Annotated in this window: 11 protein-coding genes; 6 read left to right on the top strand and 5 right to left on the bottom strand. The window is 62.8% G+C overall.

Going from position 1 to position 12,991, the window contains the following annotated elements; genetic code table 11:
* Positions 1-15: 15 nt before the first annotated feature.
* Positions 16-414 carry a hypothetical protein gene (locus NKJ89_RS16810; RefSeq protein ID WP_352604039.1) on the bottom strand — a complete coding sequence of 133 codons (399 nt, stop codon included), beginning with the start codon at positions 412-414 and terminating at the stop codon, positions 16-18.
* A 307-nt stretch (positions 415-721) separates the two neighbouring features.
* The gene (locus NKJ89_RS16805) at positions 722-2,527 is read right to left on the bottom strand and encodes an IlvD/Edd family dehydratase (protein WP_352604037.1); all 1,806 of its coding nucleotides are present in this window, start codon (positions 2,525-2,527) and stop codon (positions 722-724) included.
* Between the two features lie 147 nt (positions 2,528-2,674).
* On the opposite strand from NKJ89_RS16805, the gene NKJ89_RS16800 reads away from it, so the two are divergent.
* Entirely contained in the window at positions 2,675-3,124 is a 450-nt protein-coding gene (locus NKJ89_RS16800; protein ID WP_352604035.1) for an SRPBCC family protein, read from the top strand.
* 173 nt (positions 3,125-3,297) lie between these two features.
* Here the strand turns inward: NKJ89_RS16800 and NKJ89_RS16795 are convergent, their stop codons facing one another.
* Positions 3,298-4,485: an Mrp/NBP35 family ATP-binding protein gene (locus NKJ89_RS16795; protein ID WP_352604033.1), complete on the bottom strand. Its 1,188-nt coding sequence runs from the start codon at positions 4,483-4,485 to the stop codon at positions 3,298-3,300.
* Positions 4,486-4,732: 247 nt separating this feature from the next.
* Between NKJ89_RS16795 and NKJ89_RS16790 the strand changes: the two genes are divergently transcribed.
* The gene (locus NKJ89_RS16790; RefSeq protein WP_352604031.1) at positions 4,733-5,110 is read left to right on the top strand and encodes a VOC family protein; all 378 of its coding nucleotides are present in this window, start codon (positions 4,733-4,735) and stop codon (positions 5,108-5,110) included.
* Between the two features lie 11 nt (positions 5,111-5,121).
* On the opposite strand, the gene NKJ89_RS16785 is transcribed toward NKJ89_RS16790, so the two are convergent.
* Together NKJ89_RS16785 and NKJ89_RS16780 are read right to left on the bottom strand one after the other, a co-directional pair.
* The gene (locus NKJ89_RS16785) at positions 5,122-6,129 is read right to left on the bottom strand and encodes an inorganic phosphate transporter (RefSeq protein ID WP_352604029.1); all 1,008 of its coding nucleotides are present in this window, start codon (positions 6,127-6,129) and stop codon (positions 5,122-5,124) included.
* Positions 6,130-6,132: 3 nt separating this feature from the next.
* The gene (locus NKJ89_RS16780; protein ID WP_023758218.1) at positions 6,133-6,774 is read right to left on the bottom strand and encodes a DUF47 domain-containing protein; all 642 of its coding nucleotides are present in this window, start codon (positions 6,772-6,774) and stop codon (positions 6,133-6,135) included.
* Positions 6,775-6,925: 151 nt separating this feature from the next.
* On the opposite strand from NKJ89_RS16780, the gene NKJ89_RS16775 reads away from it, so the two are divergent.
* From NKJ89_RS16775 to fdhF, 4 genes are all read left to right on the top strand, one after another.
* On the top strand, positions 6,926-7,825 hold the full coding sequence (locus NKJ89_RS16775; RefSeq protein ID WP_023758219.1) for a LysR family transcriptional regulator: 900 nt from the start codon (positions 6,926-6,928) through the stop codon (positions 7,823-7,825).
* 138 nt (positions 7,826-7,963) lie between these two features.
* Complete coding sequence (locus NKJ89_RS16770; RefSeq protein WP_502904138.1) at positions 7,964-8,437, top strand: formate dehydrogenase subunit gamma; 474 nt, start codon at positions 7,964-7,966, stop codon at positions 8,435-8,437.
* Complete coding sequence (locus NKJ89_RS16765; protein WP_352604025.1) at positions 8,434-9,990, top strand: formate dehydrogenase beta subunit; 1,557 nt, start codon at positions 8,434-8,436, stop codon at positions 9,988-9,990. Before NKJ89_RS16770 ends, NKJ89_RS16765 begins: the two co-directional genes overlap by 4 nt.
* Positions 9,991-10,000: 10 nt before the next feature.
* Positions 10,001-12,913 (top strand): formate dehydrogenase subunit alpha, encoded by a 2,913-nt coding sequence (gene fdhF, locus NKJ89_RS16760; RefSeq protein ID WP_352604023.1) that lies wholly within the window; start codon positions 10,001-10,003, stop codon positions 12,911-12,913.
* Positions 12,914-12,991 lie beyond the last annotated feature (78 nt).

Genomic DNA, 12,991 nt, shown 5'->3' with positions numbered 1-12,991 from the left:
ACGCTCCCGGAACAGCTATTCGGTGCCCAGCCCATAGCGCTCGACGACCTCGGCGCTGATCAGCTTGGCGTGCAGGGTCATCAATACGATTTGCGCATCGAAACTGTCGCCGGCCTGCACCGCGGCCTCGACCCGGCGCTCGACGTCCTGCCGTTGCGGCAGGCCGTGGGAGCTTTCGAAGGTTTCTGGCCCAGCAACGCAATAGCTGAACAATTGCGCCACTTCCGCATACGCCTGGGTGGGCGGCTCGTCGGACCAGTGATCCTTCATCAGATTGACGATGGTGAGTTTTACGCCCTCCGGCACAAGGGCTGGGTGAAGGTCGGCGGCCCGCAATGCGACGTCGAGCTGTCTCAAATCGCTTGAGCGGCCGAACATTCCGAGGAAGCCGAGAGAAGAGCGCCGTCCCGCCATGAGTTCCAATCCGTTTCAACGCAATTAGGAGGTTCGCAAGCGGAATACAAAGGCCGTGGCTTTGGATCCTTCCTTATGCGTGTCTCTCCCCTGCCGGGGACGCCAGCAGACCGATGAGCCGGGACAATTGCGGTATGGCGATAGCGGTTGTTGACGGATGGTTCTCGACCCTCGACCGGGACACGCCGAACGGAGCCCGAGAGGCAGCCTGATAGTTCAGGCCGCCTGTCAATGATCCAGCATCAGCAATCGTCGCCTGGAATAATCAGCGATTATCCCGAGGATAATCAGCGATTATCCTGGAATATCAGTGATTGTCCCTGGGAACACCGCTGGTATGCGCGACATCCTGGTATTTCACCGCTGGCTCCAGCACCATTCCCTCTGAGAACTGCGCCACCATGCCACGCTGGATCTCCTGCCAGGGCGTCTGGTGCTTGGGATAGTGATAGCCGCCATCGTTCTGCAGTTCGGCGCGGCGGCGGGTGATCTCGTCATCGGTGACGAGGATATCGGCCGTGCCCTTGCGCAGGTCGATGCGGACACGGTCGCCCGTCTTCAACAGCGCCAGCCCGCCGCCGATCGCCGCTTCCGGCGAGGCGTTGAGGATCGACGGCGAACCTGACGTGCCCGACTGGCGACCGTCACCGATACAGGCAAGCGCATGGATGCCCTTCTTGATGAGGTAGGCCGGCGGCTGCATGTTGACGACCTCGGCACCGCCGGGATAGCCGACCGGGCCAGCGCCGCGCATGAACAGGATGGTGTGTTCGTCGATGCCTTGCGCCGGATCGTCGATGCGGGCGTGGTAATCCTCCGGCCCGTCGAAAACCATGGCGTTGCCTTCGAAAGCCTCGGGGTCCCTGGGGTTGGACAAATAGCGCTCGCGGAACTCCGGCGAAATGCCGCTGGTCTTCATGATCGCCGAATCGAACAGATTGCCCCGCAGGTTGATGAAGCCGGCATTGGCTTTCAACGGCTCGGCCACGGTGCGGATGACCTCGATGTTCTCGTTGACGACCCCCTTGCAGTTGTCGCCGATCGATTTGCCGTTGACGGTGATGGCTTCGGGGAAAGGCAGCAATCCGCCCTTCATCAATTCGGCCACGACGGCGGGCACGCCGCCCGCGTGGTGATAATCCTCGCCGAGATATTCGCCTGTCGGCTGCAGATTGACGATGAGCGGGATCTTGAGCCCGACCTTCTGCCAGTCGTCATTGTCGAGCGGCACGCCGAGATGGCGGGCGATGGCGTTGAGATGGATCGGTGCATTGGTCGAGCCGCCAATAGCCGAGTTGACGACGATGGCGTTCTCAAAGGCCTTGCGCGTCATGATATCCGACGGCTTCAAATCCTCGTGCACCATCTCGACAATGCGCTTTCCCGTCTCATAGGAAATCTGGCCGCGCTCGCGGTACGGCGCGGGAATGGCGGCCGAACCAGGCAACTGCATGCCGAGCGCCTCGGCCAGCGAGTTCATCGTCGTGGCGGTGCCCATGGTGTTGCAATAGCCGGTGGACGGCGCCGAGGAGGCGACGATATCCATGAACTCGTCATAGCCGATCTCGCCAGCCGACAGGCGCTGGCGTGATTCCCAGACGATGGTGCCCGAACCGGTGCGCTTGCCCTTGTGCCAGCCATTGAGCATCGGGCCGACCGACAGCGCAATCGCCGGGATGTTGACGGTGGCCGCCGCCATCAGCAGGGCCGGCGTCGTCTTGTCGCAACCGATGGTGAGCACGACGCCATCGAGCGGGTAGCCGTAAAGCACTTCGACCAGGCCAAGATAGGCAAGGTTGCGGTCAAGAGCGGCGGTCGGGCGCTTGCCGGTCTCCTGGATCGGGTGGCAGGGAAATTCGAAAGGGATGCCGCCCATCGAGACGATGCCTTCTCGCACGCGCTTGGCGAGTTCGATATGGTGCCGGTTGCAGGGCGAAAGATCGGAGCCGGTCTGGGCGATGCCGATCAGTGGCTTGCCCGACATCAGTTCGGCGCGCGTCAGGCCGTAATTCAGGTAGCGCTCGAGATAGAGCGCCGTCATGCCCGGGTTGTCGGGATTGTCGAACCACTCCTGCGAGCGAAATTTTTTCTTGTGGGTGGGGGCGCCTGCCATTGGTGGTCTCCGTATTTGTAAGACAAATCGATATGGCAACGCGCGAGAGCAGGCAAGAGGGCGTGCGGTCGCAACCGGACTTTGGTGTGATAGACAGGCAGCCAGCCGTGCGTTAGGGCTTCATTCAGTCTTGTCCGGGAGGTTTTCATGGCTTTGGTGATCGAAGGCGAGGAGCGCATTGCCGCTTCCCTGCAAAAAGTGTGGGAAGCGCTGAACGATCCCGAGGTCCTGAAGGCGACCATTCCCGGCTGCCAGAGCCTGGAGATGAAATCGCCGACCGAAATGGCGGCGACCGTGGTGGTGAAGATCGGACCGATCAAGGCGACGTTCAACGGCGAAGTGACGTTGAAGAACCTGAAGCCGCCGCACTCCTACACCATCCAGGGTGAAGGCAAGGGTGGCATTGCCGGTTTCGCCAAGGGTGGTGCGGACGTGACGTTGGCATCAGATGGGCCCGATACCACGGTGTTGAAATACGCCGCCAAGGCCGATGTCGGCGGCAAGATCGCCCAGCTCGGCAGCCGGCTGATCGAATCGACCTCGAAGAAACTCGCCGGACAGTTTTTTTCCTCGTTCGGCGAAAAGGTCGGCGGCTAACCCTCCCCTTGAGAGGAGGGTGCCTCGCAAAGCGATGCGGGAGGGGTCGCCTCAGCTGCCTCAACTTTTCACTGAACTGCCTCGACCTTCGACAGAAGAAGTTGGAGCGCGTCACCGCCGGCCCCACCCGGCCCTCCGGGCCACCCTCCCCTCAAGGGGGAGGGATATCCGTGCTACTCGAACACGATGCTCGGCACCGCCGCAGCAGCGGCACCACGCTCTTCGTTGACCCGGTCCCAAACCTTCGAAGCGATGTCGCGGTAGACTTTCGCCTCGGCGCCGTCGGGCTTCGAGACGACAACCGGCGCGCCGGCATCCGAGCTTTCGCGGATGCCCATCTCAAGCGGCACTTCGCCGAGGAAGGTGACGCCGAGACGCTCGGCCTCGCGGCGCGCACCGCCATGGCCGAAGATGTCGTAGCGTTTGCCGGTGTCCGGCGCGACGAAATAACTCATGTTTTCGACGATGCCGAGCAGCGGCACGTCGACCTTCTTGAACATGTTGAGGCCTTTTCGTGCGTCGATCAGGGCCAGATCCTGCGGCGTCGAGACGATGACGGCGCCGGCCAGCGGCACCTGCTGGGCCATGGTCAGCTGCGCGTCGCCGGTGCCGGGCGGCATGTCGACGACGAGCACGTCGAGCCGGCCCCATTCGACCTCGCGCAGCATCTGCGTCAGTGCCGACATCACCATCGGGCCGCGCCAGATCATCGGCGTTTCCTCATCGACGAGGAAGCCCATCGACATCACCTTCAGGCCGTAATTCTCCATCGGTTTCAAGATCTTGCCATCGACGGTCTGCGGCCGGCCATGAATATTGAGCAGCCGCGGCATGGATGGGCCGTAGATGTCGGCGTCGAGCACGCCGACGCGCAGGCCGTTGGCGGCGAGGCCGAGCGCGATGTTGACGGCGGTGGTCGACTTGCCGACGCCGCCCTTGCCGGAAGCAACGGCAATGATTGCCTCTATGCCGGGCACGCCGCGTTTGCCGGAGCTGTGCGAGGCCGGCGCGTGCGGAGCAGCACGCGGCGCGGCAGCAGCGGGTGGAGCCGGCCTGGGTGCGGGGCGAGACGGGACCGGAGCCTCCATGCCGCCGCCCTTCTTTTCGGCCGTCAGGGCGACGACGGCGCCGGCGACACCGGGGATCGCCTTGACGACACGTTCGGCGGCGGCACGCAGCGGCTCCATCTCCTGGGCGCGGGCGGCGGGAACGGTAATCGAGAAGAAGACCTTCCCGTCGGCGATGAAAATCTCCGAAACCATGCCGAGGTCGACGATGTTGCCGGTGAAATCCGGCCCGTTGACCGTCTTCAGACGCTCGGTGACGATTTCCTTGGTGACGTTCTGCTGGACGGCGGACATGATATTTTCCTTGGACGTTCAGGGCTTCAGATAATGCAGTTTCCGGACAGAACCAAGCCGTGGAGCAATAGCTGCCTCGGCGTGCCCGGAAAAACGACGAGGCCCGTCTGACCTCCTGATCGAACGCAACCGCGGAAAACGGCAGCCAAGGTGGCCGATCACTCCAGAGGGTTGACGGTCGCCAATCAGCCGGTGCGACCTATCTGCATGACCATGAGGAGCACGACAACCAGGGAAGGAGATCATCATGCTCGCAAACTGCAACGCAACAGCCAATCTCGCGGTAAAGGATCTCGCGAAAGCCAAGGCTTTCTATGGGGGAACGCTTGGCCTGAAGCAGGTGCACGATGAGGGCGGTGAACTGATCGTGTATAAAAGCGGCGACACAGCCATCAATGTCTATCATTCCCAATATGCCGGAACCAACAAGGCAACAGCGGTGACGTGGACCGTGGGCGACGAGATCGGCAATGTCGTCAAGGCGCTGAAGTCGAAGGGCGTCAGCTTCGAGCACTATGATATGCCGGGCTTGACACTGGAGGGCGACGTCCATGTCGGCTCCGGCATGAAGGTCGCCTGGTTCAAGGACCCAGACGGCAACATCCTGAACCTTGTGGACAGCTAGATGTCTTCGCGTCACCTCGCCAGGCCGACAGCGAGGTAGGTGAGCGCCGAGATCATAGCGGTCGCCGGCAAGGTGACGATCCAGGCAATGACGATGCTGCTGGCAATGCCCCAGCGCACCGCCGAGACCCGGCGAGCGGCGCCAACGCCTATGATGGCGCCGGTGATGGTGTGCGTGGTCGAAACGGGAACTCCGAGCCAGGTGGCGGCAAACAGGGTGATGGCGCCACCGGTCTCGGCGCAAAAACCCTGCATCGGATTCAGCCGGGTGATCTTCGAGCCCATGGTGTGAACGATACGCCAGCCGCCGAACAGGGTGCCGAGGGCCAGCGCCGACTGACAGGTGAGTACGACCCACAGCGGCACATAGAAAGTCGCGCCGAGCATGCCTTGCGAATAGAGCAGCACGGCGATGATGCCCATGGTTTTCTGGGCGTCGTTGCCGCCATGCCCGAGCGAATAGAGCGAGGCGGAAAAGAACTGCAGGACGCGGAAGGTGCTGTCGACCGCAAACGGCGACTGGCGCAGGAAGAGCCAGGAAACGGTCAGGATCAGGACGAGTGCCAAGACAAAACCGGTCGCCGGCGACACGACGATAGCAGCGACAGTCTTGCCGAGTCCCGTCCAGACGATGGCGCCGAGCCCGGCCTTTGCCACCCCGGCACCGACAAGACCGCCGATCAAAGCATGCGAGCTGCTAGACGGAATGCCGACCATCCAGGTTACGATGTTCCAGACGATGGCGCCGACAAGGGCGGCGAAAATCACCGCCGGCGTGACGACGCTGACGTCGACGATACCCTTTCCCACTGTCTCGGCGACGTGGAGGCCGAAGAACATGAAGGCAATGAAATTGAAGAAGGCTGCCCACAACACCGCATATTGCGGCCTCAGCACCCGGGTGGACACGATGGTGGCGATGGAGTTGGCCGCGTCGTGCAGGCCGTTGAGAAAATCGAAGAACAGCGCGACGACGACGAGGCCGACCAGCACGGGAAAGGCAATGGTGGCTTCTTCCATCACCTAAACATTCTCGATGACGATGCCGCTGATCTCGTTGGCGACGTCCTCGAAGCGATCGACCACCTTTTCCAGCTGGCCATAGATCTCTGAGCCAATCAGGTAGGCCATCGGGTCGCTGCTGCCATGCTTCCTGAAGAGATCCTTCAAACCCTGCTCGTGCAGATCATCGGCCCGGCTTTCGACGCGCATGACCTCTTCGGCGATGGCATTGAGGCGCACGGTGTGCGCACCAACCTTGCTGAGCAGCGGAATCGCCTCGGCCACCAACTTGGCGGCGGCGACGATGACGCCGCCCATTTCCTGCATCAGCGGATCGAATTCCTTCTTTTCGAACAGCCTCACCGTCTTGACCGTCTTGTGCATCATGTCGATGGCATCATCCATCGATTGGATCAGGTCCTTGATGTCGCCGCGATCGAAAGGCGTGATGAAGGAGCGCCGCACCGCCAGCAGCACTTCCGCGGTGATATGGTCGGCTTCGTCTTCGAGATCGATGATTTTCTGGCACCAGCGCTCGATGTCCTTGCCCTGGAGAAGCTGCTCCAGCGCCTCGGCGCCGCCGACCACCGTGCGGGAATGTCGTTCGAACAGTTCGAAGAAGCGATCTTCGCGCGGCAAAAGCTTGCGGAACCAGCCCAGCATGGTCGATCTCCCAGTTTCATCCACATAGCGCCGCATTCAGCCGGGGGGAACAGCTAGCCGGCTTAAAGATGTGGATGCAGGCCAATTGCGCATGGCGCTTGCGATAAAATGCGATTTCCCCGACCTTGCGTCGAACGACCGGAAAGATCGCATGATCGACAAGCTGGAATTCTTCATTGCGCTGGCCAGGGAGGAGCATTTCGGCCGGGCGGCGGAATTGTGCGGCGTGACCCAGCCGACGCTGTCGGCCGGCATCAAGCAGCTGGAGGGCCAGCTCGGGGTGATGCTGGTTTTGCGCGGCTCGCGCTTCCAGGGGCTGACGCCGGAGGGAAAACAGGTCCTGGTGTGGGCGCGCCGCATCGTCGGCGACACCCGCACCATGCGCGAGGAGATGCGCGCTGCGCGCTACGGTCTTTCGGGCCGCATCCGCATCGCCGCCATCCCGACGGCTCTGGCCATGGTGGCGCGGCTGACGACGCCGTTTCGGGCAAAGCATCCGGGCGTCACCTTTTCGGTGCTGTCGCGAACCTCCATCGAGGTGCTGTCGCTGCTTGGCAATTTCGACATCGATGCCGGCATCACCTATCTCGACAACGAGCCGCTGGGGCGGGTCACCAGCGTGCCGCTCTATGACGAGCGCTATCAACTGATCACCGCGATGGGAAATCCCTATTCCGACCGCGACAAAGTGACATGGGCGGAGCTCTCAAGCCTGCCGCTGTGCCTGTTGACGCCGGACATGCAGAACCGCCGTATCATCGACCAGCATCTGGCCGAAGCCGGCGTGCAGGTGCGGCCGACGCTGGAATCCAACTCGATGATCGTGCTGTTTTCACATATCCGGACCGGCAAATGGTCGTCGATCATGCCACTCAACCTCACGGAAACATTCGGCTTTTCCGAACCGATCCGGGCCATTCCGATCGTCGAACCGGACGCCAGCCACACGGTCGGCCTGGTGGCGGCGCCGCGCGAACCGCACACGCCACTGGTCTCGGCGCTGTTGGACGAGGCGATGGCGCTGGCGGACGATTTCCACGCCCACCGCTAGGCTAGCAATGCTGGATAACCAGACTGATAGAAATTTTCTATCAATCAACGAAACAGCTTTATTGATTCAGCGGGTTTCCTCTGATTTTGTAACGGCTTAGCGATAAAAGCTATCGACCAGGGAGGGCGCTGCTTGACGATGCAGCCTGCAAGTACCGAGATCACATCGCGCACAGCCGCGATCATCCAGGAGTTGAACGGCCTCGAAGGCCCGCTGCTGCCGATCCTTCACGGCATCCAGGAAGAGTTCGGCCATGTGCCCAAGGATGCGCTGCCGGTCATTGCCGAGGCGCTGAATATCTCCAGGGCCGAGGTGCACGGCGTCGTCAGCTTCTACCATGATTATCGCAGCCACCCCGCCGGCCGGCATGTGCTGAAGCTCTGCCAGGCGGAATCCTGCCAGTCGATGGGTTCGGACGCCATCGCCGCCAAACTTAAACAGTTGCTTGGCATCGGCTTCCATGAGACGGCCCGCGACGGTTCGGTGACGCTGGAGCCGGTCTATTGCCTGGGCTTGTGCGCCTGTTCGCCCGCCGCAATGCTCGATGGCCAGGTGATCGGGCGGCTCGATGACGAAAAGCTCGACGAAATCGTTGCCGAGGTGCGCTCATGATCCCGCGTATTTACATTCCCGGCGACTCCGGCGCGCTGGCGCTGGGTGCCGAAAAAGTCGCGAAGGCGATCGCAAGTGAGCTTGCCGAACGCGGCATCGAAGCCAAAATCGTGCGCAACGGCTCGCGCGGGGCTTACTTCCTCGAACCGATGGTCGAAGTGGCGACCGCCAATGGCCGGGTCGCCTATGGGCCGGTCAAGCCGTCCGACGTCAAAAGCCTGTTCGACAGCGGCTTCCTCACCGGCGGCCATCACAAACGCTGGCTGGGCGTGCCGGACAAAATCCCCTTCCTGGCCAAGCAGACGCGATTGACCTTCGCACGCTGCGGCGTCACGGATCCGCTGTCGCTCGAATCCTACAAGAAATATGGCGGGTTGAATGGACTGACGAATGCGCTGGGACTGACGCCGGCCGCCATTGTCGCCGAGGTGACCGAATCCGGGCTGCGCGGGCGCGGCGGCGCGGGCTTCCCGACCGGCATCAAGTGGAAGACGGTGCTCGATACATCAGGCGACCGCAAATACATCGTCTGCAACGCCGACGAAGGCGATTCAGGCACCTTCGCCGACCGCATGATCATGGAGGGCGATCCCTTCGTGCTGATCGAAGGCATGACGATTGCCGGTATCGCGACAGGCGCGACCAAGGGCTTCGTCTATGTCCGCTCGGAATATCCGCATGCGGTGGCGGTGATGAACAAGGCCGTCGAAATCGCCCGCAAGGCCGGCGTTCTTGGCGCTAGCGTGCTGGGTTCGGCCTATGCTTTCGACATGGAGATCCGGGTCGGCGCAGGCGCCTATGTCTGCGGCGAGGAGACGGCGCTGCTGGACTCGCTCGAAGGCAAGCGCGGCATGGTCCGGGCAAAACCACCGCTGCCGGCTCACAAGGGGCTGTTCGGCAAGCCGACGGTGATCAACAACGTCATCTCGCTGGCTTCGGTGCCTATCATCATGGACAAGGGTGCGGCCTTCTACAAGGATTTCGGCATGGGCCGCTCGCGCGGCACGATCCCGATCCAGATCGCCGGCAATGTCAAATATGCCGGCCTGTTCGAAGCCGCTTTCGGCATGACGCTCGGCGAGATCGTCGACGACATCGGCGGCGGCACGGCCACGGGGCGTCCCGTCAAGGCAGTGCAGGTCGGCGGACCGCTCGGCGCCTATTTCCCGCGCGCGCTGTTCGACACGCCATTCGACTATGAAGCCTTCGCGGCCAAGGACGGGCTGATCGGCCATGCCGGCATCGTGGTGTTCGACGACACCGCCGACATGTTGAAACAGGCCCGCTTTGCGATGGAGTTCTGCGCCATCGAAAGTTGCGGCAAGTGCACGCCCTGCCGCATCGGCTCGACGCGCGGCGTCGAGACCATCGACAGAATTGCCGCGGGCATCGAACCGGAGAAGAACCTCGCTCTGGTCACCGACCTCTGCAACACGATGAAATTCGGCTCGCTGTGCGCGCTGGGCGGCTTCACGCCCTACCCTGTCATGAGCTCGATCACCCATTTCCCCGACGACTTCAAGCCCGCGCCCGTGCGCGTGGCTGCTGAATAGGAGCTGGCAGATGAACATCAAGGCCGACTTCCCGTCCCTCGTCGAAGAGATCGACTACGGAACCCCGGAATCGAAGGCGCAGAAGCAGGTCACGCTGAACGTCGACGGCCGCAGCATCACCGTCCCGGAAGGCACCTCGATCATGCGTGCCGCGATGGAAGGCGGGGTCGAGATCCCGAAGCTTTGCGCCACCGACATGCTGGACTCCTTCGGTTCGTGCCGTATCTGCCTTGTCGAGATCGAAGGGCGCGGCGGCACGCCGGCCTCCTGCACGACACCCGTCGGCGAGGGCATGGTGGTGCGTACGCAGACCGAGCGGCTCGACGCCATTCGCCGCGGTGTCATGGAACTCTACGTCTCCGACCATCCGACTGGCTGGAACGAGAAGGCCGGAACCGGCGCCAGCGAGTTCGATGCGGTGGCGAAGTCGATCGGCCTGACCGAGAACCGCTATGGCATCGAGGGCCGCAACCACGTCAAGCCGGAAGGTGGCGTGGCGCCCGGCCACGGCTCGCTGGCGGTCGATTACATCGCCCGCGATGAGTCCAACCCCTATTTCACCTATGACGCCTCGCAATGCATCGTCTGCTCGCGCTGCGTGCGGGCTTGCGAGGAGGTCCAGGGCACTTTTGCGCTGACCATCGAGGGCCGTGGTTTCGAATCCAGGGTCTCGGCGGGAATGCACGAGGCATTCATCGATTCGGAATGCGTTTCCTGCGGAGCCTGCGTGCAGGCCTGCCCGACCGATGCTCTGCGCGAGAAAACGGTCCTTGCCAAGGGCCTGCCGGAACGCTCGGCCGTCACGACCTGCGCTTATTGCGGCGTCGGCTGCTCGTTCAAGGCCGAAGTGAAGGGAGACGAGGTCATTCGCATGATGCCTTACAAGGAGGGCAAGGCGAACCACGGCCATTCCTGCGTGAAGGGCCGTTTCGCTTATGGCTACGCCACCCACAAGGACCGCATCCTGTCGCCGATGATCCGGGAAAAAATCACCGATCCCTGGCGCGAGGTGAGCTGGGAAGAGGCGATCGCCCACACGGCCAAGGAATTTCGCCGCATCCAGTACCAGTACGGACGCACCGCGATCGGCGGCATCACCTCGTCGCGCTGCACCAACGAGGAAACCTACCTCGTCCAGAAAATGGTTCGGCAGGGCTTCCGCAACAACAACGTCGACACCTGCGCGCGCGTCTGCCACTCGCCGACGGGCTACGGGCTCGGCCAGACCTATGGCACCTCTGCCGGCACGCAGGATTTCGACTCCGTCGATTACACCGACGTCGCCGTCGTCATCGGTGCCAATCCCGCTTCGGCCCATCCGGTGTTCGCCTCGCGGCTGAAGAAGCGGCTGCGCCAGGGCGCCAGGCTGATCGTGCTCGATCCGCGCCGCACCGAGATGGTCAAGTCGGCACACGTCGAAGCGGATTATCATCTGCCGCTGAAGCCCGGCACCAATGTCGCCGTGCTGACGGCGCTTGCGCATGTCATCGTCACCGAAGGTCTTTTCGACGAAGCCTTCATCCGCGAACGCTGCGACTGGACGGAGTTCCAGGATTGGGCGTCGTTCGTCGCCCTGCCGGAGAACAGCCCCGAAACCGTCGGCAAGCTGTCCGGCGTCGATCCAGAGGCGATCCGCGGCGCGGCCCGTCTCTACGCCACCGGGGGCAACGGCGCGATCTACTACGGCCTCGGGGTGACGGAACACAGCCAGGGCTCAACCACGGTGATGGCGATCGCCAACCTCGCCATGGCAACCGGCAATATCGGCCGGCCAGGCGTCGGCGTGAATCCGCTGCGCGGCCAGAACAACGTGCAGGGCTCGTGCGACATGGGCTCCTTCCCGCACGAACTGCCCGGCTATCGCCATATCTCCGGCGAAGCCGTGCGCGACATCTATGAGACCTTGTGGGGCGTGAAGCTGGACGACGAGCCCGGCTTGCGCATCCCCAACATGCTGGATGCCGCCGTCGACGGCAGCTTCAAGGGTATCTACATCCAGGGCGAGGACATTCTTCAGTCCGACCCCGACACCAAGCATGTCGCCGCTGGCCTTGCCGCGATGGAATGCGTCGTCGTGCACGACCTCTTCCTCAACGAGACGGCGAACTACGCCCATGTCTTCCTGCCCGGCTCGACCTTCCTGGAGAAGGACGGCACCTTCACCAACGCGGAGCGCCGCATCAACATGGTGCGCAAGGTTCTGGAGCCGAAGGCGCGCTATGCCGATTGGGAGGCGACGCAGGAGCTTGCCCGCGCGATCGGGCTGGACTGGAACTATCAGCATCCTTCCGAGATCATGGACGAGATCGCCATGACAACGCCGAGCTTCGCCGGCGTCTCCTTCGAGCTGCTCGACCGTGTCGGATCCGTGCAATGGCCTTGCAACGAGAAGGCGCCGCTCGGCACCCCGATCATGCATATCGACGGGTTCGTGCGCGGCAAGGGCAAGTTCATCCGCACCGAATATGTGGCGACGGACGAGAGGACCGGCTCGCGCTTCCCGCTGCTGCTTACCACCGGCCGCATCCTTTCGCAGTACAATGTCGGAGCGCAGACCAGGCGCACCGACAACATCATGTGGCACGGCGAGGACCGGCTGGAGATCCATCCGCACGACGCCGAGAACCGCGGACTGCGCGACGGCGACTGGGTCCGGCTGACCAGCCGCTCGGGCGAGACGACGCTGCGCGCGCTGATCACGGACCGGGTGTCGCCAGGCGTCGTCTACACGACATTCCATCATCCGGACACGCAGGCCAACGTCATCACCACCGACTTCTCCGACTGGGCGACCAACTGCCCGGAATACAAGGTGACGGCGGTGCAGGTCGGCGCCTCGAACGGGCCGTCGGAATGGCAGCGCGATTATGACGAGCAAGCCAGGCAGAGCCGTCGCATCGCGAAGCTGGAAGCGGCGGAGTAGCTGTGTCGAGGCTTTCGACAGCAAGAGCTTCAATCTCGACGGTTGGTCGACCCCCACTCCTCGAGCTTCGCTCGACAC

This window comes from Mesorhizobium sp. M0047, assembly GCF_040323315.1.
Taxonomy (GTDB): domain Bacteria; phylum Pseudomonadota; class Alphaproteobacteria; order Rhizobiales; family Rhizobiaceae; genus Mesorhizobium.
The sequence above is the reverse complement of the archived record's forward strand: the minus strand, read 5'-3'. Positions and strand labels throughout refer to the sequence as shown.